Origin of the sequence: Wolbachia endosymbiont (group A) of Sicus ferrugineus, assembly GCF_947251515.1 — a bacterium.
Taxonomy (GTDB): domain Bacteria; phylum Pseudomonadota; class Alphaproteobacteria; order Rickettsiales; family Anaplasmataceae; genus Wolbachia.
This window is the reverse complement of the sequence record NZ_OX366370.1, coordinates 1,044,797-1,069,643: the sequence shown is the minus strand read 5'-3', so window position 1 is coordinate 1,069,643 and position 24,847 is coordinate 1,044,797. Positions and strand designations below refer to the sequence as shown.

The 24,847-nt window shown below is 34.6% G+C and carries 20 protein-coding genes, 1 tRNA gene and 5 pseudogenes; 14 read left to right on the top strand and 12 right to left on the bottom strand.

What is annotated here, in order from left to right:
* On the top strand, positions 1-1,491 hold the full coding sequence (hslU, locus tag OPR24_RS05395) for an ATP-dependent protease ATPase subunit HslU (protein WP_265033043.1): 1,491 nt from the start codon (positions 1-3) through the stop codon (positions 1,489-1,491).
* A gap of 68 nt (positions 1,492-1,559) precedes the next feature.
* On the opposite strand, the gene OPR24_RS05390 is transcribed toward hslU, so the two are convergent.
* Positions 1,560-2,501: an FKBP-type peptidyl-prolyl cis-trans isomerase gene (locus tag OPR24_RS05390; protein ID WP_265033042.1), complete on the bottom strand. Its 942-nt coding sequence runs from the start codon at positions 2,499-2,501 to the stop codon at positions 1,560-1,562.
* Positions 2,494-3,285: a polyprenyl synthetase family protein gene (locus OPR24_RS05385; RefSeq protein WP_265033040.1), complete on the bottom strand. Its 792-nt coding sequence runs from the start codon at positions 3,283-3,285 to the stop codon at positions 2,494-2,496. The genes OPR24_RS05390 and OPR24_RS05385 overlap by 8 nt, the downstream gene beginning before the upstream one ends.
* A 145-nt stretch (positions 3,286-3,430) precedes the next feature.
* On the opposite strand from OPR24_RS05385, the gene acpP reads away from it, so the two are divergent.
* The 4 genes from acpP (at position 3,431) to thyX (ending at position 7,236) form a co-directional block, all read left to right on the top strand.
* Entirely contained in the window at positions 3,431-3,697 is a 267-nt protein-coding gene (acpP, locus tag OPR24_RS05380) for an acyl carrier protein (RefSeq protein ID WP_265033039.1), read from the top strand.
* 6 nt (positions 3,698-3,703) lie between these two features.
* Positions 3,704-4,972, top strand: coding sequence for a beta-ketoacyl-ACP synthase II (fabF, locus tag OPR24_RS05375; protein WP_253309221.1), 1,269 nt, complete (start codon positions 3,704-3,706; stop codon positions 4,970-4,972).
* Between the two features lie 122 nt (positions 4,973-5,094).
* On the top strand, positions 5,095-6,372 hold the full coding sequence (murA, locus tag OPR24_RS05370) for a UDP-N-acetylglucosamine 1-carboxyvinyltransferase (protein WP_265033037.1): 1,278 nt from the start codon (positions 5,095-5,097) through the stop codon (positions 6,370-6,372).
* A gap of 9 nt (positions 6,373-6,381) precedes the next feature.
* Positions 6,382-7,236: an FAD-dependent thymidylate synthase gene (gene thyX / locus OPR24_RS05365; protein WP_265033035.1), complete on the top strand. Its 855-nt coding sequence runs from the start codon at positions 6,382-6,384 to the stop codon at positions 7,234-7,236.
* 43 nt (positions 7,237-7,279) lie between these two features.
* On the opposite strand, the gene OPR24_RS05360 is transcribed toward thyX, so the two are convergent.
* From OPR24_RS05360 to ubiG, 4 genes and pseudogenes are all read right to left on the bottom strand, one after another.
* Positions 7,280-8,464 carry a hypothetical protein gene (locus tag OPR24_RS05360; RefSeq protein WP_265033034.1) on the bottom strand — a complete coding sequence of 395 codons (1,185 nt, stop codon included), beginning with the start codon at positions 8,462-8,464 and terminating at the stop codon, positions 7,280-7,282.
* Positions 8,465-8,578: 114 nt separating this feature from the next.
* Positions 8,579-11,416, bottom strand: a complete 2,838-nt coding sequence (locus tag OPR24_RS05355; protein WP_265033032.1) for an ankyrin repeat domain-containing protein — start codon at positions 11,414-11,416, stop codon at positions 8,579-8,581.
* Between the two features lie 1,222 nt (positions 11,417-12,638).
* Positions 12,639-13,650 (bottom strand): annotated as a pseudogene (locus tag OPR24_RS05350) (IS630 family transposase).
* Between the two features lie 222 nt (positions 13,651-13,872).
* The gene (gene ubiG, locus OPR24_RS05345) at positions 13,873-15,042 is read right to left on the bottom strand and encodes a bifunctional 2-polyprenyl-6-hydroxyphenol methylase/3-demethylubiquinol 3-O-methyltransferase UbiG (protein ID WP_265033031.1); all 1,170 of its coding nucleotides are present in this window, start codon (positions 15,040-15,042) and stop codon (positions 13,873-13,875) included.
* Positions 15,043-15,217: 175 nt separating this feature from the next.
* Between ubiG and dnaG the strand changes: the two genes are divergently transcribed.
* Positions 15,218-16,966, top strand: coding sequence for a DNA primase (gene dnaG / locus OPR24_RS05340; RefSeq protein WP_265033029.1), 1,749 nt, complete (start codon positions 15,218-15,220; stop codon positions 16,964-16,966).
* Between the two features lie 393 nt (positions 16,967-17,359).
* A pseudogene (locus OPR24_RS05335) lies at positions 17,360-18,371 on the top strand (IS630 family transposase).
* Positions 18,372-18,381: 10 nt separating this feature from the next.
* On the opposite strand, the pseudogene OPR24_RS06640 reads toward OPR24_RS05335, so the two are convergent.
* The 6 genes and pseudogenes from OPR24_RS06640 to OPR24_RS05305 form a co-directional block, all read right to left on the bottom strand.
* A pseudogene (locus OPR24_RS06640) lies at positions 18,382-18,453 on the bottom strand (phage tail tube protein); the annotation flags it as partial.
* Entirely contained in the window at positions 18,428-18,838 is a 411-nt protein-coding gene (locus OPR24_RS05325; RefSeq protein ID WP_265033027.1) for a DUF3168 domain-containing protein, read from the bottom strand. The gene OPR24_RS05325 and the pseudogene OPR24_RS06640, both read right to left, overlap by 26 nt.
* 25 nt (positions 18,839-18,863) lie before the next feature.
* Positions 18,864-19,007 (bottom strand): annotated as a pseudogene (locus OPR24_RS06635) (WPE palindromic element domain-containing protein); the annotation flags it as partial.
* 58 nt (positions 19,008-19,065) lie between these two features.
* Positions 19,066-19,251, bottom strand: a complete 186-nt coding sequence (locus OPR24_RS05315) for a head-tail connector protein (RefSeq protein WP_265033025.1) — start codon at positions 19,249-19,251, stop codon at positions 19,066-19,068.
* Positions 19,248-19,490: a hypothetical protein gene (locus OPR24_RS05310; protein ID WP_265033023.1), complete on the bottom strand. Its 243-nt coding sequence runs from the start codon at positions 19,488-19,490 to the stop codon at positions 19,248-19,250. The genes OPR24_RS05315 and OPR24_RS05310 overlap by 4 nt, the downstream gene beginning before the upstream one ends.
* Before the next feature lie 85 nt (positions 19,491-19,575).
* A pseudogene (locus tag OPR24_RS05305) lies at positions 19,576-20,587 on the bottom strand (IS630 family transposase).
* 76 nt (positions 20,588-20,663) lie between these two features.
* Here OPR24_RS05305 and OPR24_RS05300 point away from each other — a divergent pair.
* The 7 genes from OPR24_RS05300 (at position 20,664) to OPR24_RS05270 (ending at position 24,828) form a co-directional block, all read left to right on the top strand.
* Positions 20,664-21,089, top strand: a complete 426-nt coding sequence (locus OPR24_RS05300; protein ID WP_265033020.1) for a P44/Msp2 family outer membrane protein — start codon at positions 20,664-20,666, stop codon at positions 21,087-21,089.
* A gap of 330 nt (positions 21,090-21,419) precedes the next feature.
* On the top strand, positions 21,420-21,722 hold the full coding sequence (gene rplU / locus OPR24_RS05295) for a 50S ribosomal protein L21 (protein WP_096617066.1): 303 nt from the start codon (positions 21,420-21,422) through the stop codon (positions 21,720-21,722).
* A 10-nt stretch (positions 21,723-21,732) separates the two neighbouring features.
* Complete coding sequence (rpmA, locus tag OPR24_RS05290) at positions 21,733-22,002, top strand: 50S ribosomal protein L27 (protein ID WP_096617064.1); 270 nt, start codon at positions 21,733-21,735, stop codon at positions 22,000-22,002.
* A gap of 9 nt (positions 22,003-22,011) precedes the next feature.
* A tRNA-Ile gene (locus tag OPR24_RS05285) sits at positions 22,012-22,088 on the top strand.
* 64 nt (positions 22,089-22,152) lie between these two features.
* Positions 22,153-23,325, top strand: coding sequence for a methionine adenosyltransferase (gene metK / locus OPR24_RS05280; RefSeq protein ID WP_265033018.1), 1,173 nt, complete (start codon positions 22,153-22,155; stop codon positions 23,323-23,325).
* Positions 23,326-23,450: 125 nt separating this feature from the next.
* Positions 23,451-24,125, top strand: a complete 675-nt coding sequence (locus OPR24_RS05275) for a TenA family protein (RefSeq protein WP_265033016.1) — start codon at positions 23,451-23,453, stop codon at positions 24,123-24,125.
* A gap of 43 nt (positions 24,126-24,168) precedes the next feature.
* Positions 24,169-24,828: a TenA family protein gene (locus OPR24_RS05270; protein ID WP_265033013.1), complete on the top strand. Its 660-nt coding sequence runs from the start codon at positions 24,169-24,171 to the stop codon at positions 24,826-24,828.
* Positions 24,829-24,847: the final 19 nt, after the last annotated feature.

The following is a 24,847-nucleotide window of genomic DNA, read 5'->3' as shown; positions in this document are numbered from 1 at the left end:
ATGTCTTCCAAGCAAAAAACTTTGTGCACTAATTTTTCCAATCAGCCTATAACCCTTTCAGAAGGGCGGCCTTGTAGTAGTGACACCTATGATGAAAAAAATGACCTCTATAAAGATACTAAGAGTGGTTTTGATTCAAATGACAGCGATATTCAAGTTAATGACAGTACTCAAGTTTTGTTAGATGACCTGCCACCACAGAAGATAGTTAAAGAATTAGATAGGTTCATAATCGGACAGGATGATGCAAAGCGTGCTGTTGCTATTGCGCTCAGAAATCGTTGGCGTCGCAATCAGGTTACATTTCCATTGCGTGATGAAATCATACCTAAGAATATATTGATGATCGGTCATACAGGGGTTGGTAAAACTGAAATAGCTCGCCGCTTAGCAAAACTTGCCGGTGCACCGTTCATAAAAATTGAGGCAACGAAGTTTACTGAAATAGGATACGTTGGACGTGACGTTGATTCGATAATACGCGATTTAGTTGATGCAGCAATAGTTTTAGTTAAAGAGAAAGCCCGTAAAGCCTTAGCTAACAAGGCTTTAATTTTAGCTGAGAAAACAATAGTAAACTCTATGGTAGGCGAAAATGCAACCGAAGAGAGTAAAAAAATTTTTAGAGAAAGGTTGAGGAATAAAGAGTTTGAGGACGGAGAAGTTTCTATTAACGTCAGAGAGAGCAAGAGTATGTTACCTACTTTCGATATACCAGGCATGCCAGGTGGGCAAGTTGGTGTGATGAATGTAACAGAAATAGTGGGCAAGATGTTTAACGGGAGCAAAAAAACAAAAACTATTACGGTGAAGGTAAAAGAAGCGCGTGAAATATTAATTAATGAAGAAAGTGAAAGGCTAATGGATGAAGATAAGATAATCAAAGAAGCCATTGATCTTGTTAGTAATGACGGTATAGTATTTTTGGATGAAATAGACAAAATTGCAGCGCGTACAGAAGTAAAAGGTGAAGTAAACAGAGAAGGAGTGCAACGCGATCTGTTACCACTACTTGAAGGAACAACTGTTACAACTAAGTATGGCCATGTAAAAACAGACTATATATTATTTATTGCATCTGGTGCTTTTCATCAGTCTAAACCATCTGACCTCTTACCGGAATTACAGGGCAGATTACCGATCAGGGTAGAACTTAAGGCACTTACTCAAGAGGATTTAATAAGAATATTAAAGGAACCAGAATCTAGTTTGTTAAAGCAGTACATAGCTTTAATGAAAACAGAAAATGTGACGCTTGAGTTCACTGATGATGGTATAAAAACCATAGCTGAAATAGCGTTTACAGTTAATAGGCAAGTGGAAAATATAGGCGCAAGAAGGCTTCACACTATCATGGAGAAGCTTTTAGATGAAATAAGTTTCATTGCTTCTGAGAAAAATAGCGAAAAATTCATTATAGACAGCAAGTATGTAAAAGATAAACTTGAGTCAATTTCGAAGCAGCTTGATTTATCTAAGTTTATACTTTAGGAAAAACAAAAAGCCTACTTTAAGTAGTATAGAGAGTGTTCAGAAGGTCAGCCAGTAAACCTAAAATTTCAGCTATATTCTTTAGGCTGTTTTTCAACAGTAGAATGGTGTGCTGCGACCTCTTGCTTAATACCTAAGCTTAAGTCAATTATTGAGATATTTTCTTCATCATAATCTATGTCTTTTATTAACATATCGTCAGTAATAGTCAAAAGGTCAGGCGGAGAAAGAATAGTTCTTTTATTACCAGCTCTCATTCCCACAACTCCAAGCTCTATAGCAAGTGGTATTTTTTTATCGCCAACCCTAAATTGCACTGTTTGATCTTTGACTATATATTCCCCATTATGCTCCTTTACGCTATATTTAACTGATATCTCATCACCGCACCTTACTTGTTTTCCAGTCTTGTTAATTAAGTCATTAAAAACCATCAGATTATTCACTGAGTCGGGATATTTATCCTTTACTTCGATCAGTTTGACGTAATAAGAATTAAAATTCATTTTGTTATCATTGGCAATAGTAACCACACGCTCTCCGCCTTCTTTCATACCTATCACCCCTAAACCCAATTCCTTTAGGTCATCTTGACCTATTTTCAAAGTAACATCAGAAACTTTGCTAGGGAGTGTTGCTGAGTTATTATTAGAAATTTTATATATTTGCAATAGGACTTCCATGCCACAGAAAGCCTTGCTGCCACTGCCTTCAGTAATTTCATAAAAATTTATCGAATCTTCTTCCTTTTGCTGCGTCATTTCTTCTAAATATTTTGTTAGCCCATGCTTTTCAATATAGCGGTCGAGTGCTGATTCAAGTATTGGCTTCACTAGATAATGTGCTATTGTCTGTATCAAACCACCATGCGTGGCACTTATCTCATAAAGCTTGTCCTTTTTTCCCGGTTTACCTTTGTTTATATAGACAATAGTAAACATAAAAGCAGAGGTTAAAGTGAGAATCATTACTATGGAAATAAGCATTTGTAATATAATTTTTCTAACCATCTTTCTTTACTTGATTCAATAAATCATATAAATAATTAGTATCCCCTGAAAGCGCACTCAAATTATCCAAGCCTTGTTTAAAGAGGGCGTCTATATAGTCCTCTACTTCACTTTTACCAAGTACAGACATTAGATTATTTGTTTTATCTTGTTCGTAATCTTCAATATCATCCTTAGCTTGAAAGATAAGCCCTAGGTTTATCCCGTAGTTATATAACGCTTTACGTTGCTTATCTGTAGCATTCCCTATTATAGCACCTATTTCACATGAAGCTGCAAATAGTTTTGCGGTTTTCATCAAATGAATTTCTTTTATTTTGTTAAAATCTGCACCAATATCTAAAATCTGTCCTCCTACCATTCCCCTAATTCCTATTGCCTGAGAAAGAACTTTAATGATTTCACAGCATTTCTCATTTAACGAAGATAATACCTCAAAAGTCAGAGCAAGTAGTGCATCTCCGGCAAGCACTGCTGTTGCTTCATCAAATTTTTTATGGCAGCTTAGCTGGCTTCTGCGAGTATCACTGTTGTCCATGCACGGTAAATCATCGTGAATTAAAGAGTAAGCATGAACAAATTCAATTGCTGCAGCAACTGATATTACTTTTTTAGCTTCCGCGTTAAACACTCGCGATGAAGCTACGACTAAAAAGGAGCGTATATGTTTTGCAGGAGCAAGGAGTATATAACGCATAGCTGATATAAGCTTATTCTCGCTATTTTCTGGTAAAAGTTTATTTACTTCTACAATAAGCAAATTTTTTGTTGTTTCGTCTAGCATTTTTGAATTGTTAATTGTTTAGCACGTAACGCTAGCCAGCTAGGGCAGTAGAAAACTTTGCTGTAGTTTACCAGTTATAAAAGATATTGCAAACATAAAAATTTTTTATAACATCAAAGAATAGGTTATTTTTTTGGTAAGAAATGTGAATAGCGAACTAGCAAAGAGCACTAGAGAAGACATAGAAGAGAAAGTGAAAAAGATTATACTAGAGCACATTAGTAAGGATGTAGAGAAATTCAACAGCTCTTCAAAGCTTTCGGAGCATGGTGCAGACAGTTTAGATGCAGTTGAAATCATCATGGCAGCAGAAGAAGAGTTCGGAATAGAAATTCCAGATGAAGACGCACAAAAAATGGAAACTATGGAGCAAATAGTTGAGTACATTATAGTAAAAAAGGCTAATAGTTAGTGTTAAATGAGCAGAAGAGTAGTAGTCACTGGTGTTGGTTTAATCACTCCACTAGCGGCAGATGTTGACAACACTTGGTCAAGGCTGATAAAAGGCGAGTCTGGCATAAAAGCAATCAATACAGATAGATTTGACTCTTCTGATCTTGCTTGCAAGGTTGCAGGGCAGGTGCCTGTGCAATCCGATAACATTGAGAATTATTTTAATCCTGTAGGTTATATTTTTGAAAAAGATCTAAAAAGAACGGATCGTTTTATTCATTACGGCATTGCAGCAGCGATTCAAGCTGTGGAAGATTCATCTTTAGAAGATTCAAAAGTAGATAGAGAACGTGTTGGCGTAACTATTGGCTCTGGTATAGGTGGTCTTCCGTCAATTCAGGAAAATGTTATTACCATGCAGGAAAAAGGGCCCAGACGTGTCAGTCCATTTTTTGTCCCTGCAAGTCTAATAAATTTGATATCTGGCCATATTTCTATTAAATACGAATTTACAGGTCCAAACGATTCAGCAGTAACCGCATGTGCAACAGGTGCGCATGCAATCATAAATTCAGCAAGAACTATAAAACTTGGTGAAGCGGATATTATGATTGCAGGTGGAGCAGAAAGTGCACTGTGTAGAGTTGGAATTGCAGGTTTTGCGTCTATGAAGGCATTATCAACTAAATTCAATGATAAACCGGAAGAAGCTTCAAGGCCATGGGATGCAGAACGCGATGGTTTTGTTATGGGTGAAGGAGCAGGTATATTGGTGCTGGAGGAATACGAACATGCAAAAAAAAGGGGGGCAAAAATACATGCTGAACTGGTTGGGTACGGACTCACAGGAGATGCGCACCACATTACAGCACCACATCCAGAAGGAAGAGGCGCATTTAAGGCAATGCAGCTTGCCTTAAAAAGTGCGCAAATTAATCCAAATCAAGTAGGATATATCAATGCACATGGAACTTCAACGCCACTTGGAGATAAAATTGAAGTAATAGCAATGAAACAGTTATTTGGTGACTACGTTTATAAAATACCTGTTTCTTCAACTAAATCTTCTATAGGACATTTACTTGGTGCTGCAGGGAGCGTTGAAGCAATATTCAGTATTCTTGCGTTAAATAATGGAATTATTCCGCCAACCTTAAATTTACATAAACCTTCAGAAGGATGTGATTTAAATTTTGTACCGTTTAAAGCTCAGGAGCATAAAATTCAATATGCACTTTCTAATTCGTTTGGTTTTGGTGGCACTAATGCATCGCTCATCTTTGGACAAGTGTAATCAATTTTGCTGCTGAATAGCTAAAATGTACGAACATTATGATCTGTGATAGCTATATTATCTGTAATTTGCCTTTTACTGTCGATTTACTATACTTATTTGGTAAGATCTAGCTTAATTAAATGCACAAAATATTAGTAAGTAGTAACCATAAACCTCTGGTCGGAAAAATCAAGATTAATGGCTCAAAAAATGCTGTTTTACCAATAATGGCAGCAAGTCTATTGAGTAGCTTCTCGGTAATTTTGCATAATGTACCTGATTTAATTGATGTGCATCTAATGTCTAAGCTGCTTGAGAGTCTTGGAGCGAAAGTGAATTTTACACGCAATAAAGATTATAAAGCAAATCATACTTTGGAAATTGATTGCAGTAATATCAACAATCACGTAATGTCACATGAAACTGCAAGTAAGCTGCGAGCATCTCTTTTAATGCTAGGTCCAATTCTCAGTAGATTTGGTAAAATCACAACAGTCTTTCCTGGTGGATGCAATATCGGAAAGCGTCCCGTTGATATGCATATCAAAGCATTAGAAGAAATGGGAGCTAAAATTGAAGTTGAAGGCTGTAATATAATTGCAACAGTGAAAGGAAAGCTACAAGGAAAAGAAGTTATACTTGAGAAAATAAGCGTTGGTGCAACAGAAAATGTAATAATGGCAGCAACACTTGCAGAAGGAGTGACAATAATAAACAATGCTGCAACGGAGCCGGAAGTTCTTGATTTAATAGAGTTCCTAAAGAAAATGGGTGCTAATATTGAGATTAGTGATACAAGGATCACAATAACAGGAGTTGAAGAATTAAATGGATGTGTTCATAAAATAATACCAGATCGCATAGAAGCAGGCACCTATGCACTAGCTGCTATAATAACCGGTGGTAAGTTGGAGTTAGAAGGAATAAGTCTATCTGATATAAGATGTATTGTGAATGAATTGAAGGCTATAGGGGCTAATGTTGAACTATATAATGAGGGGGTTATGATTTCCAGAAAAAATTGCTCTATTAGGTCTGCTAACATTGCAACAGATCCATACCCCAACTTTCCCAGTGATATGCAACCACAACTGATGTCTACAATGTGCATCGCTGATGGGATATCAGTAATTGAAGAGAACATTTTTGAAAACAGATTTGCACATGCAGATGAATTGAGAAAGTTAGGCGCTAATATCAGCATCGAGAAAAGCAAAGCTACTATAAGTGGAATAAAAAGCTTATCTGGAGCTAATCTGTGTGCCACTGACTTAAGGTCAACAGCAGCTTTGGTACTTGCTTCTTTGGTAGCTGGTGGAGAAACTACAATAAATAATTCGCATCATTTATGGAGAGGATATGAAGCAACGCACGAAAAACTCAATTCATGTGGAGCTGATATCTCCATTTCATCTTGAGGATATTTTATGAATGAAGCAACTAAACGAACTACAGTAAAAGAAATAGATGAAATCTTATATGAAGAACATAAGGTATTAGACCATGGATTTATTCGAGTAGTGGATTATATGGGCTCTGATAGCGCTATAGTTCAAGCTGCTCGTGTTTCTTATGGCAAGGGAACAAAACAAATCAGTCAAGATGAAGCACTTATAAAGTATTTAATGAGACATCACCATACAACTCCATTTGAAATGTGTGAAATTAAGTTTCACGTGAAACTTCCAATTTTTGTTGCAAGGCAATGGATAAGGCATAGAACTGCAAATATGAATGAGTATTCAGCAAGGTATTCAATACTTGATAATGAATTTTATATACCAAAACCAGAACAGGTTGCAAAACAATCTGATAATAATAAACAAGGTAGCGGGGAAGCTTTTGATTCGGGCACCTCAAAGGAAATAATGGATTCTCTAACAAATGACTCTAATTCAGTATATTCTCATTATGAAAAATTTATTGAGCAGGGGCTTGCAAGAGAAATTGCCCGAACCAACCTAACGCTTAATTACTACACACAATTTTATTGGAAAATAGATCTGCATAACCTTCTTCATTTTTTGAAGCTTAGAGCTGATAAGCACGCCCAATATGAAATCAGAGTTTATGCAGAAGTTATGTTGGATATAATAAAAAAATGGGTTCCACTGGCCTACAATGCCTTTGTTGAATATTGCCTAGAATCAGCCTGTATTTCAAGAACTGGTCTAGAAATAATTCGCAAATTAATTAAAGGGGAAAACGTTACTAGAGAAGAAAGTAATATTGGTAAAAGAGAATGGGATGAGCTGATGTTCATACTTGGTAAACAATCTTAAAGATAAAGGCATATGCATAAATCTTTATAGCAATTGTACATATTTATAGATTTATAGGTGTAAGCAACAATTTACCAGTATTGTTATCAACTGATATATCAACTATTTTTGAGTTTGTTCTTTCTGTTGTTTCATAAAGTTCCTCAGCTTTCTTTAACATTAATGTTGCATTTCTAAGCGTAACGTAAATCTCACAATAGTCTGGAGAATTTTCAATGTACATATTATATGAATAAAAATTTACAGCCAGTTCTACTGCCCTACAAATTTCCTCTGATGTAAAATTAGCAACTCCTGTATTAGGACAAAAGCCAACGGCTCCTCTATTAGGGTCAAAAAATATGTATTTACCATTCTCTGCTTTATATACCAACATAGAATGTGCAATATTCTCGTCATTATCACTACCTCCTTCATTACAAGCATAACAGGAGAAATTAAATTCTAAGTAGCATTCTATCTCTACATTATCCAAAGCACACTTGACTTTTTCTTGATTAATATGAACCCATACTTCTGTTAATGATAAATCATTACACTCTTGTTCATATATTGTCTTGTCATAAAATTGATCTCCCTCACGTCTCTCAATGCTCTGAATATAAAGAATAGGTAAGAATTGCAACAAGATCTGCATCATCAACAATTCAGTTGTTTGTTCTTTTCTTCCATCAATATAATCTATAAAATCTTGTTCAGGTACAACATCAGCAGACCTGAGAAATCTAGCAAAGTCTCCTATATTCTTTAATTCTAAAAGAGTAATAAAATAATTTAATGGATGACATAGGCCCTCTTCAGGATCAAAACCCAAAATTTCCTCAAATCTATCTTTTAAGTGTACAAGTTTTGATATGCTATCTGACATAAAATCATTCAAATTAAATTGAATAGCTTTCTCACTTTTAAACAGTTCTTTGTATTGTTTACTAAGTAATAAAATTGGTGCTTTATATACATATCTACCATTCTCTCTATGTATACCTTCTACATCTCTAATGATGCCTTGTTCCACATTTTTACTAATGGCAGATTTGTTTTCATGATCTCTTATATTGGTAGTTTGATTTAAAAATTTCACTACTTCTTGCCCTGAAAAAATTCTATCAATTTCTTCATTTGCAATTTTGAAAAATACTTTAATTTGAGAGTTATCTTCGGAAGTATAAACTTTTAATATATTAGACTCAGTAATACTATTAATATATTTCTTAACGTATCTTGGCATATTAATTATTTATATTATTAGCTATATAAGCTAATAATATAATAATTCACACCATTGGGCAATTGATATTTTAATAAAATACTTATTAAATTTAATTTGTTATACTAATATTGATCAAATTAACTCATCACTTTTATAAAACATTTCATTGAAATCATATAAAGTTCCAAAATCTCTATCCTGAATAAACAGGTGACCATCTGCAACATATGCTTCAGGCAGAGTAAATGATTCATTATAATGGCCATGAATTGGTCTGACAATTTTGTTATATAAAATATGGTTACTTCCATCATTGGCTAGATCCTTATGTTCTACTATCGCATTATAAAAATTCTTTATATCATCATATGTCACTTGCAGCTCCACCTCATACTTTCCCACTTCAAGAGGACTTCCTGTCCTTATTTTTAAGGGATGTTGTGCATTTGCAATACTGTTAGAATCTTCTGCTTCACTATCAGAATTTTTATCCATATTTTCTATCACACTTGCCATAACAGTTTCTTGTTCGTCTTCTATTGGTTTTGCTTGTTTTTCAATTTTATTATTGCTACTGTCAGTTTCCACAGTGACTTTTCTTGTTTCCATATCTTTTTGAGCTTTCTCATTACTTTGCTTGCGTATTTCATCTCCATGCAATTTCTCCTGCAGAGCTTTTTTCGTATCAGCATAATCATCACGATTGCTTTGCAAAGCTGGTTGATCTTCAACATAACTGCTGCTATCATCCGCTTGCATTTGATCTATATAGTTAGATTCTTCTTCCTGTATAGTGTTTTTTGTAACTCCCTTAAGGTAATCGAGTATATCTTTTCCAGTCTTTTCCCAACTTGCAGCATCTGCATATTTTCTATCATTATCTATTACGTTTTTTAATATTCTTCTATCATCTATCCACTGTTCAGCATGCTCAAATAGCGTCCATCCTTCATTACCACGAATATCGACATCAGCTCCATTCTCTATCAGGTACTTTACTTCGTCCAATTGCCCATGCCTTACAGCATGAATAAGTGGTGTCCAGCCTTCACTATCTCGAACCTCAATATTTGCATTATTCTTTATTAAATATTCTAATATCTCTTGATTTCCTAAATTAACAGCAAAGTGTAAAGGTGCTAAACCGTAACTATCTTTAACATTAACATCTGCACCATGCTCTATTAGGTAATTTGCTACCTCTATATTTTTCATGCTCATGGCAAAATGTAATGGAAATTTACCAGAACTAATATCTCGAGTATTAATATCTACATTGTGATCTATTAAGTATTTAGCTATCTCTGTATGTTTGAGTTCAATAGCATAATGTAGTAGTGTTTGAGCAGAGGTGTTTTTGACATTAAGATCTGTACCATGTTGAGCTAAATATTCCACCATATCCAGGTCACCTAGCTTAACAAAATGGAATATCGGATTACGTACATTAATATCTGCACCATTGTCCACAAGATATTTTACTAAAGCTGTGTTCTTTATAGCATAGTCGAGCGGCCTGAGATTGTGAGCATCTGGAATATTAGGATTTGCACCATGTTCCACTAAGTATTCAACTATTTCCATGTTTCCCGATTTTATGGCATAGTGCAAAGGTGTCTTAAAACAAGAGTAATCAGTTCCTTCGTAATAAATATCTTGAGAATTGAGATTTGCACCTTGATCGATAAGATATTTTGCTATTTCTGTATTTCCTGATTTAATAGCATGATGTAGCGGTGTTTGTCCGGCTTTATCTTTCGCGTCAATATTTGAGCTATGTTCTACAAGTTCGATAACTTCATTCAAATCCCCTGATAAAGAAGCAGAGTGCAAACGCGTCGCACCGGTTACCTCATTTGTTTCATTTATGTTTCCTATAGTATCTTCTGCATTATCTTCATCAACTGCCCTTTTCCTCCTGGATTTAATTTCACTTTCTACTACGACTTCTTCGTCTATTTGTTCATCATCAATTGTAAATTCAGTACCTATCTGATTGCTATCTTTCTCCAATTCATTAGATAATTTTTCAGATAGCTGATCACCACTCAAATATGGTTCTTTTGAATATTTAGCGTAATTATAGGGATCAGTGCTGTCTGCTGAATAAAACCCACTTTCAAAGTCTGAGTAGAAGCTTTGATTGAGCACAAAAAATAAATTTTCATAATCAAGTAGCATGTCATAATCAGAGCTAACACAATGCAAGAATTCACTATCTTCATAATCTGCTATATAGAATTTTTCGGAATCAAGGGTAATTTCATTTGTCCCCTTACCTTCTGCAGTAAACTGTAAAACTACTGCTGAACGCCCGTTACCTACGTCATTACCTTTTAACACTTTAAACAAGGTAATTTCACCTTTTTCTATGAACTCCTTTAATTCCTCATTCTTTTGATCTAATTCTTCTTCTGCTTGTCTTTTCTCTCTTATCAATTTCTCCTCTTTTTCAGTAGCTTCATTTTGCAACTGTAAAAATATCCCTTGTGTGGTTAAGCTATTTGTGTTGCTGAAAAAATTATCTAACATATTTGATGCAATTGGTGACAATTCACCGTGATCATCAAATACTTTTTCCTTTGCCTTATCATAGTGATTTGGGTTATAGATTGCATAAAGAGGATAAAAGCCATAATCTGCTATTGACGCCCCATCAGATGATAGTTCCATTGAGAATCCATAGTGATTAAGTGGAAGATTGGAAGTTAAATATCTACCGTTATCATCCCTAACGTATAGCTCACTTCTACCGTTGTGCTCACTATATTTATTGTAGTAGATATAAAAATTCTCATGGTTAAGATTGAAGTGATCATCTAGGTTATCGAATTGAATTGTACTGCCAAGCTTCTCACGCAAAAGATTTTTGCTTTCATCTGTAAGCTTCATACGTGCAGAAAAGTAGTATCGATCTATAGGTTCGCCTTTTTCTATCTCAAAGTTCAAAGTAATCTTGTCGTTGACCATTGGTAACCTCCAAACATTATGTAAATCTATTCATTATTTTATTTATCAATCATACGGTGTGTACTATGAAAAATGTGTTAAGTATTAAGATTTTTTTTCTGTATCTAGATAAGGTAACAGTAATCTGTCATTTCAGCGCGTGAAGCTGGAATCCAGCTTTTTAAGTCATGAGAGCTACGAAAAATTACTTTACAAACTCCGCCAGCCCCTTTATCATGAAACTGAAGCTATTTATTTATCTTCGCAATCTGTGCAGGTTAATGACAAAAAACTTAATGTATTTGGCGTCTCATGTTTAATTTTTCGCACTACGTGCATCGCATGTCTTTAAAAATTTCTGGGTTTTTACCTACAAAAGCCGAAACGCGCTTACAAAGCGTTTAAGACAGCAAAAAACGTCAAATTGACAAGGGAGAATTTGAATGCTAGCTACTACGGGGTTTTTTTGCCTTTTTTCCTGCTTAGTAAATTTCTTAAATACTTGCGGTGTAGGTTAGTTGCAAGTTAAAAGCAGCTAAATCGCTCTTAATCAAGCGTTTTAGAATAAAAAAACGCCAATATTTTAGTACATAGTAAATAGCCAACCACCAACGGGGTTTCTTTTGACTTTTTTTTATTTGGTAAATTTCTTAATGTTTGTAGCTAAAGCAATTTAAGAGACCGAAAATGGTGTCATTCCAGCGCGTGACGCTGGAATCTAGTCTTTATTATGCAGCCACTTATTTAAAGTTAAGTTTTCTGGATCCAAGTAGTCTGGGCACTGGGATGACACCCTCTTGGATGGAAACCAGTGTCAGCTACTTTCATGACACCCTGACAACCATCATCCCGCTACTTGTTAGCGGGATCTAGAGATGCCGTGACGGTATGACGTAGGACTGCTGTCATTCTAGTGTCAGCTACTTTCATGACACCGTCATAAAGGAACCAGTGCCATCTACTTTCATGACACCATTCTTTTTTCTGGATCCAAGTAGTCAGGGCGCTGGGATGACAAGAAAGAGGCTTGTATCTTGAAAAAAGCATCTAGTATTTTAAGCTTAAGTATTAGATGGAGGAGGAAGAACTCTGGAGCCCTTCTAAGATCAAGAATCTGTTTTGGAGATAAGAGCTTCCTCCTAAAAAGGATAGGTTGGACGGTATCGTAGAAAGACCTCAATGGTTCTAATTCTGTATGTACAAGGTAAGCCTTACTTTTCATTTTTAATGGTAATACTAATTCTCATTGTTGGTCAGTCAAATAGGAGAAATTGCAGAGTTGTTTAATTGTGGAGCTGGCAAGAGAAGTAATAAATTTGCACAAAGCACCCTAAAGCAGAGCAATTGTATCGTATATTTTATTGCGCAAAATGTTCTGTTTTATGTATAACCAAAGCCTCTCAACAGGATTGAGTTCAGGTGAATATGGAGGTAGGTATATAATCTCAATATTTTTAGCTACCTTTAAATTTTTTGACTTATGCCAACTAGCACAGTCCATAACAAGAACAGCTTCTCTTGTCCCTAGATATTGCGACATTTGCTCAAGAAATACATTCATGCAATCAGTGTTAACATTTAGTGCAAATAAGCTAAAACTCTCTCCATTTTTAGGATTAACTGCACTGTAGAGATAAAAATTATGCCTACCTAATTTTATTTTAACCCGAGTCCTAGTGCCTTTTTTAAACCATCCATGCCCAACTTTCGAATGTGTGCCAAACCTTGATTCATCAAAGAAAAATAGCTCTTTTTCTGGATACTTGCCAATAACTTCATTGAGATTTTTTTTTGAATTCCTCTTGTTTACTTTTATCTTGTACGTTGTGTACTGGTCTTGGTGTAATATATGAAAATTTCATCTTTTGCATATGGCGGTGTACTGTAGATTTGCTGATATTTAATCCGAACTTTTCCTGGATTCTTATTCTCATTTCTTTAATGGTAATATTAGGATTTTCTTCTATACATGCTTCAATTTGCTGTAGTTGAGCCTGATTTAATTTAGTTTTTCTACGGCGTGATGGAGGAGCAAACAGTTTTTCTTCTCTGCCAAATTTCAAGAGTTTTATCCACGAAGTTAGTGCGCTTCTTGAAATTCAATATATTTTTGCTACAGCCGTTATACTATGCTTTTTTGCCGCAATTACAGCATTTAGTTTTTTTGAAACATATACATTGTTCCTTACTTTCTTCAGCATTTCTTTTGCTGATTCTACTACTTTTTCATCCAATAATTTTGATCTTAATGCCATTTATACCTCGCTACTTCACTTACTTTAGTATGGCTTTTTTTCCATTATTGTCTATCCGTTCTTTGTATAGTGGGAATTGGTGTAAGCAGCGTTGTAACAATTGGGGTTGTTGTCCGAAGGGTTTTTTGATAACTAATGCAGGCACCTGTCAAAAACCCGGTCTAGATTCTTCGAAGTATTGGATAAGGAAGAAGTGAAAATGGTGCTTTTATAGAGTTAAATCTAACCACTCATCAAGCCACAAAGTATATAATTCACATCCACGCCTTTAGTTAAATTCCACTCACGCTTTATCACGTTGTACTCCATGCCAGCCATGTTTTGCAGCGTTACATTATTTTCTCTTAAGTGATTTGCAATTTCTGACGGCTTGAGAAATTTATTCCAGTTATGCGTGCCTTTCGGCAGCCAATTTAATATGTACTCTGCGCCGACTATTGCAAGACAAAAGGATTTGATAGTTCTATTTATTGTGGATATAAAGATCAGTCCCTCTGGTTTTAGCAGCTCTATTGCTTTTTTCATGAAAAACTCTAAATTATCCACATGTTCAACTACTTCCATCAACAGAACCACGTCGTACTTCTTGTCATTGCTTAGCTCTTCAATGCTGGTGTGCATATATTCTACATTAAGCCCTACTTTTTTCGCATGTGACTGTGCCACTTTGATGTTTTCTTCACATACATCTATTCCCACAACATTAATGCCAACGCGTGCCATTGATTCTGACAAAATGCCACCACCGCATCCAACATCAAGCAATGATAATTCTTTTAAATCACATTTTTTTAACTCTTTTATTTTCTCAATAATGTAAGATACCCTCACAGGATTCATCATGTGCAATGGTTTAAATTTGCCGTTCTCATCCCACCACTGGCCTGCCATTTTAGCGAATTTTGATATTTCATCTTCGTTATAAGTTTTTGTTTTTTTTTTCTTAGAGGTTATATTACTGAGTTTATCAAGACGTTTTTTATGTCTGCTTTCTTTTGAAAATTCTGTTTCTAGGAATTGTTTGACTATGTCTTTTGCTAATCCACTCGCAGTAAATCCTGCACCAAGACACAGTACATTTGCGTTGCCATGCTCGCGAGCTAATTTTGCGATCTCAACACTATTGCATAAAGCAGCGTAGATTCCTTCAAAACGATTTGCCACAGTACTCATGCCCAAACCTGTACCACAAATTAATATCCCATAATTTGCTTTTTTGCTTGTTATATCTTCTACAACTTTAACAGCATAGTCTGGGTAATCTACACACTTTTGCTTAGCAGTGCAGCCTTGATCTACCGCTGTGTAACCCAGGGTTTCCAGGTAGGATTTTATTTCTGATTTTAATTCATAACCAGCATGATCTGAGGCAATTGATATTATATCTGACATATAAAAAGTTGATCTTGCATAACTTAAGGATATTTATATGGGTAATTTATTTTGATCTTTCTGTCAAGCCGTTTTAATACTCCTGATCTTTCGGGAGTCCTAAAGCTTGAAATAAATTTCGAGTCAGATGTGTATAAATTCTATATAATTTTTATCCTACTACTAATTCAATAAGATGGATCACATAGATATTATAAAATCAAAATTATTATTATCTGACATAGTAGGTAAAAAAGTCAGGCTAATAAAAAGAGGAGATAGTTTTGTTGGGCTCTGTCCATTTCATAACGAAAAAACCCCATCTTTTTCGGTGAGCAATACTAAGGGGTTATATTACTGTTTTGGTTGTTCAGCTAGTGGTGATGCATTTGAATTTATTTCACAAACTGAAGGATTAAGCTTTAAAGAAGCATTGGAAAGATTAGCATCGGTTACAGTTGTTGAACTGCCCAAAAGTCTTAGTATTACAAAAGGGGACAATAAACTATTTTTAGCGCTTGATTTAGCTGCAAATTGGTTTGCACAAAAAAATCAGGGCGTTGTAGATTATTTAAAGCAGCGCAAGATTTTACCTGAAATCATAGATAAATTTAAGATAGGTTATGCACCAAGCTCTGGTTTGAAAGAGTATTTAAACTCTTCAGGTATTGAAGACAAAATTTTAATTGATATTGGATTAGTAAACAAAAATTTTCATGATTATTTTTATGACCGGCTGATATTTCCTATATACAACATTGCAGGAAGAGTTATTGGTTTTGGCGGACGTGCGCTGAGTTCTGAGCAACAGCCAAAATATTTAAATAGCCCAGAGAGTCAGCTCTTCAAGAAGAGGGAGAATTTATACGGATTAAACTTTGCTTTAAGCGAAATACGTAAAAAACAGCACATATTTGTTGTTGAAGGATATATGGACACTATAGCGCTACATCAAGCGGGAATTAGTAATGCAGTTGCTCCACTTGGTACCGCAATTTCTGCAGAACAGATAAAAAATCTATGGAGATTTGCTAAAGAAATCTCCATCTGTATGGATGGCGATAGTGCTGGACGTCATGCTGCTACCCGAGTTGCAGAACTTGCTCTGCCAATATTAGAGCCTGGATACACGTTAAAGTTTGTGACTTTGCCGAGTAATAAAGATCCATACGATATATGTAACGAACTGGCATACAAGAAAGAAGACGTGTTGACTGCTCTTGACCATTCAACAAAACTGCATTCTGAATATTTATGGCATCACATAATCGATAGCAACTTGCAAAATTATGAAAAACTTGCTCCGGAAAAATATTCAGTTCTTGAGCACAAGTTCATGGAATATGTAAATACTATTAGCAACAGCAGTATTAGAAGGTATTATAGAGATTATTTTTACAATAAGGCTAGTGAACTAAGAAGTAGCTTCAAAAAACAGATTTTTAATAGTAAAACTAGAGCAACAAAAGGTGAGTATCTTCATAACAAATCTCCAGAGCTAATTGAGGAAGAGCAAAATCAGACCATAATTTTGCGTATAGCCGTAGAATTTCCTGAAATCTTGAACCGTCCTATATTTTTTGAGCAATTTTCTCATTTTGAATTTACTAATGAGATGAAAAGATTACAACAGCGTGTAATTGATGTAATAAGTAACAAAAGCAAACTTGGTAAAGAGGCTTTGTTACAAGAATTGAAACAGTTTGACGTTATAAAGTATGTATTTGAAAAAACTAGTGTACTAAATAGCCAACTGAACGAGAGAAAATCTGCAGAAATTGTGTGGAATAATATAGTGTTACTAAAAGAATTAAATGCGTTACGAAAAGAAAGAACCGAAGCGAGGCTGAGCGGTAATCTTGACTTAGAGGAAAGGTTGATAGAACAAATAGAGCAAATAGAAAGTAATATACAAGAAATGCAAATGGAGTTTATTGAAAAGTAGAGCTGTTATAAAAAGTTTATGCCAAATTCCAATAAATATAGAGTTTTAATGAACATAGGACAGGCTAATGAATTTATAAAGGACACTTTACAAATTGAAATTGATAGTGTTGAACAATTGGGTATCCGTTTAATGGAGCGTTAAAACTGACCTTACCCTATTTAAATATATGCTAATATATTTAGTTTTGTTACAATAATTTTATATTCTTATTTCCATAATATCATTCTATGGGAATTTTTTAAAATCCAGTCTTATGTACAACTTTATTTGCAATTTTACATTTTTATTTGATTAAAAATTGCATCTTATACCAATTCCCACTATACAAAGAACGGATAGACAATAATGGGAAAAAAGCCATACTAAAGTAAGTGAAGTAGCGAGGTATAAATGGCATTAAGATCAAAATTATTGGATGAAAAAGTAGTAGAATCAGCAAAAGAAATGCTGAAGAAAGTAAGGAACAATGCATATGTTTCAAAAAAACTAAATGCTGTAATTGCGGCAAAAAAGCATAGTATAACGGCTGTAGCAAAAATATATTGAATTTCAAGAAGCGCACTAACTTCGTGGATAAAACTCTTGAAATTTGGCAGAGAAGAAAAACTGTTTGCTCCTCCATCACGCCGTAGAAAAACTAAATTAAATCAGGCTCAACTACGGTAAATTGAAGAGTGGATAGAAGAAAATCCTAATATTACCATTAAAGAAATGAGAATAAGAATCCAGGAAAAGTTCGGATTAAATATCAGCAAATCTACAGTACACCGCCATATGCAAAAGATGAAATTTTCATATATTACACCAAGACCAGTACACAACGTACAAGATAAAAGTAAACAAGAGGAATTCAAAAAAAAATCTCAATGAAGTTATTGGCAAGTATCCAGAAAAAGAGCTATTTTTCTTTGATGAATCAAGGTTTGGCACACATTCGAAAGTTGGGCATGGATGGTTTAAAAAAGGCACTAGGACTCGGGTTAAAATAAAATTAGGTAGGCATAATTTTTATCTCTACAGTGCAGTTAATCCTAAAAATGGAGAGAGTTTTAGCTTATTTGCACTAAATGTTAACACTGATTGCATGAATGTATTTCTTGAGCAAATGTCGCAATATCTAGGGACAAGAGAAGCTGTTCTTGTTATGGACTGTGCTAGTTGGCATAAGTCAAAAAATTTAAAGGTAGCTAAAAATATTGAGATTATATACCTACCTCCATATTCACCTGAACTCAATCCTGTTGAGAGGCTTTGGTTATACATAAAACAGAACATTTTGCGCAATAAAATATACGATACAATTGCTCTGCTTTAGGGTGCTTTGTGCAAATTTATTACTTCTCTTGCCAGCTCCACAATTAAACAACTCTGCAATTTCTCCTATTTGACTGATCAACAATGAGAATTGGTATTAGGTTTCGTATATTATTTAACACAATAAAATTATTGTCATGATCTTTAATTTTTAGCTGTAATTTGCTCATTATCACCTCCTTTCATTAAAATATCAAAATTAATTGTTGAATGTAAAATTTCATCGTGCTGACTCATAGCACAATTACTTTCCAAAATAGTTTCATTATCAGAATATTTAATACTCTTAAGTATCAAGTTAATATACCTTATAATGGCAAACATACTGCCTATATGATGGGTATATATGTCGCATGAAAATCTTGCCTTTGTAGCAAAATTGGACAGCATATGCAGATTATTATAATTCACTACATGCAATCTCAGGTAAGGAATGGTGACCTGTTTAGGTAAGTAGTCATAAATGTTAGTAACATATTTCCTTAAATCAGAGTTTGCTTTTAGTGCTTCATAAATGCTACTGTACAACTCGTTTATAGCTTGAATTTTTTCCATGATTAATCCTCAGATTTACTCAGACGCGGCTGTACGGACATTGCAATTTGCAGGCAATTTGCGTGGCAGATGGTGTCATTCCAGTGCTTGACACTGGAATCCAGCTTTTGATCGAAAATGTTGTATAGTGCACAATCAATTTTTCTGGATCCCAGTGTCTGGGCACTGGGATGACACCCTTCTGGTGGACAATGTTTGTACAGAGCTACTTGGATGACAAGAAAGAGCTACAAAACAACCTTTGGTTCGCGAAATGGAGAATACACCTTCTTCACTTCAGACAAATGGCTACTTACCCACGATTCACGATCTTTGTAAATAGCAGAAACATGCCGCATAATACCTAGTTTTATCTGCTCAGGAACATTGTCATAGCTAGCCTCGTATACAACATCAACTCTTATTGCATTCAAATAATTGAAAAACTCAACGTAGCCCCTACATCACTAAAATAATACTTAAGTGTTCTCTTCTCTTGACCTTTAGACATCATTGCAGTAGCCAATACTATCTTACTCACAGGGCCATAGCTTAAATAGATCCTACGAGGTACATAATATTCATATGAAACTTGCCATGTTTGTTTCACCAGTGACTTTTCCATATGCCACTCAGCATAATCAGTTGCCATAAAAATTAGATCTGAAATCAACTTATCATCTTGATCGTTCTCAATGCGTAAAAAAGATTTAACCTCTTCTGAAATAACTGGAAAAGATTCAGACTTATACCAATTCTCATTGTTGGTCAGTCAAATAGGAGAAATTGCAGAGTTGTTTAATTGTGGAGCTGGCAAGAGAAGTAATAAATTTGCACAAAGCACCCTAAAGCAGAGCAATTGTATCGTATATTTTATTGCGCAAAATGTTCTGTTTTATGTATAACCAAAGCCTCTCAACAGGATTGAGTTCAGGTGAATATGGAGGTAGGTATATAATCTCAATATTTTTAGCTACCTTTAAATTTTTTGACTTATGCCAACTAGCACAGTCCATAACAAGAACAGCTTCTCTTGTCCCTAGATATTGCGACATTTGCTCAAGAAATACATTCATGCAATCAGTGTTAACATTTAGTGCAAATAAGCTAAAACTCTCTCCATTTTTAGGATTAACTGCACTGTAGAGATAAAAATTATGCCTACCTAATTTTATTTTAACCCGAGTCCTAGTGCCTTTTTTAAACCATCCATGCCCAACTTTCGAATGTGTGCCAAACCTTGATTCATCAAAGAAAAATAGCTCTTTTTCTGGATACTTGCCAATAACTTCATTGAGATTTTTTTTTGAATTCCTCTTGTTTACTTTTATCTTGTACGTTGTGTACTGGTCTTGGTGTAATATATGAAAATTTCATCTTTTGCATATGGCGGTGTACTGTAGATTTGCTGATATTTAATCCGAACTTTTCCTGGATTCTTATTCTCATTTCTTTAATGGTAATATTAGGATTTTCTTCTATACATGCTTCAATTTGCTGTAGTTGAGCCTGATTTAATTTAGTTTTTCTACGGCGTGATGGAGGAGCAAACAGTTTTTCTTCTCTGCCAAATTTCAAGAGTTTTATCCACGAAGTTAGTGCGCTTCTTGAAATGCAATATATTTTTGCTACAGCCGTTATACTATGCTTTTTTGCCGCAATTACAGCATTTAGTTTTTTTGAAACATATACATTGTTCCTTACTTTCTTCAGCATTTCTTTTGCTGATTCTACTACTTTTTCATCCAATAATTTTGATCTTAATGCCATTTATACCTCGCTACTTCACTTACTTTAGTATGGCTTTTTTCCCATTATTGTCTATCCGTTCTTTGTATAGTGGGAATTGGTATCAGTACCATGTTTTGGAGTTGATTGGGTTAGAGATAGGATCTATACTTCTTCGTCATACAGTTCTGGCAATTTTAGTCATAGTATCGGTTATCACTACACAAACAGCGTAAAAATTTCAGTTGAGCCTATGATTTCAGTTGCAAATATTTTTAAATATAGACTGCAAGGAGGAATTTTAGCAAATTTACGTTATCATTACGAGTTTACAAACACGGATATCACTTCGTATGTCAATGTTGGTGTAGGTGCTGCTATCGATTTTATTGGACAGTCAAAGTTTGGTTTCTCATATAAAATAAGCTCTGGTCTTGATTTTCCGCTTTCTTCAAGGACAAGTGCTTTTGCTGGTTATAGTCTATTGAAAGCATTTGAAGATTATAATCATGGATTTGAGCTTGGAATAAATTATAACTTATAAAACCCCAGCTGAATAGCAACAGGTTGTACTTTTTTCAAATTGAAGCTGAATTTTTGCTAGATAATTAATAAGCCATATTATGGAGTTTTAATTAGAGACCTGCCGCAAAAGCAAAGTGAGGGAGATTAAAAATGATCAAGTTTTGCTTCTGTTCAAAACAAGATTTTTTGAGAATTAATTATTGTCTGAGAAAAAGCAAATAACAAGGTAAAAAAAGATAGAAGTATTTAAGTAGCTCAGAAGGAGCATTAAGTCATGTTTTTTATTTATATTGACAGCATATATGACATCGTTTACGATTAAAGTTAATAACAATAATTTATATTTATCATGTTTGCAGTAATTGAGACTGGTGGAAAACAATATTTAGTAAAAGAAGGCAGTATAATAAAAGTAGAGAAGTTAGAAGTTGAAGAAAAAAAAGAGGTAGAAATCAATAAGGTGATTTGTATTTCAAATAATGGCTTATCTTATTCATCTAATGCTACTGTTAAAGCTGAAGTATTGGAGCAGTGTAGAGGAGAAAAAATTATAATCTTTAAGAAGAAAAGAAGAAAAAATTACCGTAGAAAGACTGGTCATAGGCAGTATATAACTGTTCTTCGTATCAATGAAATTAATCTTCAAAAGTAAGAGGTAAGATATGGCAACTAAAAAATCAGGTGGTAGTTCCTGTAATGGTAGAGATTCAGCAGGTCGTAGGTTAGGAATAAAGAAGAATGGGAAGGTTATTCCTGGTAACATAATTGTGCGCCAAAGAGGCACAAAATTTCATCCTGGGAAGAATGTTGGTATAGGTAAAGATCATACGATTTTTGCCAAAGTAGAAGGCTGGGTCAGCTTTAGAAGGTCAGCAAATAAAAAGACTTTTATTGATATCTTGCCTACAGATAATATGAAAGCTTCAGCTTGAATAAATCAGGGGTCTGTAGCTCAGGTGGTTAGAGCGCACGCCTGATAAGCGTGAGGTCGGAGGTTCAACTCTTCCCAGGCCCACCATTTAGTAATTACTAACTGTGTTTTTTATAGCGGTTTTGGTATTGTATAAGCAGAAACCTAAAGCATGAGTTTATATAAAAATTTAGTAACCAGTGAGTCAGTCGCGGCTGGTCATCCAGATAAAGTAGCAGATCAAATTTCAGATGCAATACTTGATGAATACCTTTTCACTGATCCTTTTGCGCGAGCTGCAATAGAGACTTTAGTCACCAAAGATAACGTTATTATAGCTGGGGAAGTATTCGGACCTAACATCAAAAATAGCAGGATTGAAAGTATTGTACGGAATACAATAAAAGATATTGGTTATGAGCATGATGGTTTCCACTGGAGAAAAGTGAAGGTAAATATACTGCTGCATGAGCAATCAAATGACATTGCAATAGGGTTGGATCAAGGTGCTGGGGATCAGGGCATAATGTATGGCTATGCAACAACAGAGACAGAAAACCTTATGCCAGCACCCATTTTTTATGCACACTCGATTCTGAAAAATATCATGAGCGCAGTTAAAGAAGCAAAGCTTGGTCCGGATGCAAAATCACAAATCACTTTGGCATATGAGAATAACCTCCCGGTACGTGCTGAAAGTATTATTGTCTCAATACAGCACCCTGAGGATTTGGATCAATCAAAAGTAAAAGAAATAATTTATCCTTACATAGTTTCATCTTTACCTAAAGGGTGGATATGTCCTGAGGAAAATCTCTTAGTCAATCCAACTGGTAGATTTGTTATTGGTGGACCGGTTAGTGATTGTGGATTAACCGGACGAAAAATTATGGTTGATACCTATGGAGGTTATATTCCACACGGTGGAGGGGCATTTTCCGGAAAAGATGCAACCAAAGTTGATAGATCTGCAGCTTATATGGCAAGATACCTTGCTAAAAATATTGTCTTTGCAGGTTTAGCTGAACGTTGTCTTGTGCAGCTTTCTTATGCAATTGGTGTATCAAAACCTACTTCATTCTATATTGATACATTTGGTACGAATGCGGTGGAGGAAAGAGTAATTAAAGAGTTTATCGAGAATAGTATAGATTTATCAACAAAAAGCATAATTAAGCATTTATCGCTTAATCGCCCTATATATAAACGTACAGCCTGTTATGGACATTTTGGTAAAGAGTCAGAAAATGACGGTGGATTTTCTTGGGAAAGCATGAACTTGTCTGCTGATCTTTGTAGAGAATTCAATATAGAAGGTAATAGTAAAATTTCTTTAGATTGCTAAAATTTTTGATTTACAGCCTCATATTTATATACTAGCTTATTGTTGAAGTATAATTGCTTTTTCATAATAATTATACTATATTAGTGATAATTATTATATTCAGTTTTTATTGTGAGGCTCATAAAATGTATAACGGAATAGAAGAAGAATTCTGTAGCATAGCTATAAAAGAATCATCTGATCTTATTGATAGAATAGAAAAACATCCTTTTTATGTTGAATTGATGAATGGCAAATTAAGTTATAAGAAGTTCAAGTTCTACGTTCAACAGACTTTTTTATGCTTAGTGGATTGCACTCGTGCTTTTTTAATTATTGCAGCTAGAGCTAATGATATTGAAACAATGGATAAATTAACCTTTATAGCTCGTAAAATATTCAGTATGCGAAGTCTATGTGAGGAGCAGTTTACAGAATGTAACTCATCCGATAATCACAAAAGATCGAAATCTAGTTCTGCCTTTATTGATTTCTTCATGCGTGCTGCATACCATAATTCAGTAGCTGAAGGCTTAGCAGCTTCTTATCCATGTTTTGGTATGTGTCAGATCACCTTTCAACATACGGTAAAAGATAGCATTCCTTCAAGCAATAAGTATAAAAAATGGATTAATCTCTATAATACTAATATAGTGGATAACACAGCTGATGCTATAACTGAGATTGTGAATAAGCTGTATAGAGAATCTAGTAATAAGGAGAAGAAAAAGATGCTCGAGTTTTTTCGTAACGGATTAGAACTTGAGGTAATATTCTGGGATGAGATGTATTACTCTAATATATCTAGCAAAGAATATTAGCAGCGGATTATTTACGTTGACTTGATCTTTATCGTTAACTACAGTGTTCAGTGGCATAATTAGGAGCTGTTACGGGTCAAATCTTTTAAAGAATATAATTGAGCATCCTTTTAATGTTAAGTTGGCGAATAACACCCTAAATATAGAGAACTTCAAATTCTATGCTCAACAAAAGACGTTGTTCTTAGGTGATTATATTCGTACCACCTTAATTACTGCATCCAGAATGGAAGATTATAGTAGTATTATCTCGCTTACTGAAGTAGCCCAAAGAGCAGTGACTGTTAATAGAGTGCTATATGACTACTACTTTACTATGTACAGTATAAGTCGTGGAAAGAAATCTCTTGAGTGTTTTAATTTCACTAATTTTCTTTTATCCATCTCGTATAGTAATACCTATGAGGCTATGACGGTTTTGTATTCTTGCATGTTTATATACAAGACTGTCGTTGATAGCATAAAAAATAGATTCAAAAAAAATAATAGATATAGGGATTGGTTTTATTTTTGTTACAGTGATTCAGTAAAGTCTGGATGCATTATTTTGGAAAATATTATTGATGGATATTGCAGCAGAGCAAGAGAAAATGAAAAGAGCAAAATGCTTGAGTTGTTTAGAATAACTGCACAATTTGTGTTAGATTTTTTGAACGGTGCATATAATTTTTCAAGATTCAATCAATTTCCTAAGAAACATTGACAATTTTAAGCTAATTTGT

What these genes read in the sequence shown, in the direction of transcription:
- hslU (WP_265033043.1), top strand. Translation starts at nt 1, where the DNA reads ATGTCTTCCAAGCAAAAAACTTTGTGCACTAATTTTTCCAATCAGCCT.
- OPR24_RS05390 (WP_265033042.1), bottom strand. Translation starts at nt 2,501, where the DNA reads ATGGTTAGAAAAATTATATTACAAATGCTTATTTCCATAGTAATGATT.
- OPR24_RS05385 (WP_265033040.1), bottom strand. Translation starts at nt 3,285, where the DNA reads ATGCTAGACGAAACAACAAAAAATTTGCTTATTGTAGAAGTAAATAAA.
- fabF (WP_253309221.1), top strand. Translation starts at nt 3,704, where the DNA reads ATGAGCAGAAGAGTAGTAGTCACTGGTGTTGGTTTAATCACTCCACTA.
- murA (WP_265033037.1), top strand. Translation starts at nt 5,095, where the DNA reads ATGCACAAAATATTAGTAAGTAGTAACCATAAACCTCTGGTCGGAAAA.
- thyX (WP_265033035.1), top strand. Translation starts at nt 6,382, where the DNA reads ATGAATGAAGCAACTAAACGAACTACAGTAAAAGAAATAGATGAAATC.
- OPR24_RS05360 (WP_265033034.1), bottom strand. Translation starts at nt 8,464, where the DNA reads ATGCCAAGATACGTTAAGAAATATATTAATAGTATTACTGAGTCTAAT.
- OPR24_RS05355 (WP_265033032.1), bottom strand. Translation starts at nt 11,416, where the DNA reads ATGGTCAACGACAAGATTACTTTGAACTTTGAGATAGAAAAAGGCGAA.
- ubiG (WP_265033031.1), bottom strand. Translation starts at nt 15,042, where the DNA reads ATGTCAGATATAATATCAATTGCCTCAGATCATGCTGGTTATGAATTA.
- dnaG (WP_265033029.1), top strand. Translation starts at nt 15,218, where the DNA reads ATGGATCACATAGATATTATAAAATCAAAATTATTATTATCTGACATA.
- OPR24_RS05325 (WP_265033027.1), bottom strand. Translation starts at nt 18,838, where the DNA reads ATGGAAAAAATTCAAGCTATAAACGAGTTGTACAGTAGCATTTATGAA.
- rplU (WP_096617066.1), top strand. Translation starts at nt 21,420, where the DNA reads ATGTTTGCAGTAATTGAGACTGGTGGAAAACAATATTTAGTAAAAGAA.
- rpmA (WP_096617064.1), top strand. Translation starts at nt 21,733, where the DNA reads ATGGCAACTAAAAAATCAGGTGGTAGTTCCTGTAATGGTAGAGATTCA.
- metK (WP_265033018.1), top strand. Translation starts at nt 22,153, where the DNA reads ATGAGTTTATATAAAAATTTAGTAACCAGTGAGTCAGTCGCGGCTGGT.
- OPR24_RS05275 (WP_265033016.1), top strand. Translation starts at nt 23,451, where the DNA reads ATGTATAACGGAATAGAAGAAGAATTCTGTAGCATAGCTATAAAAGAA.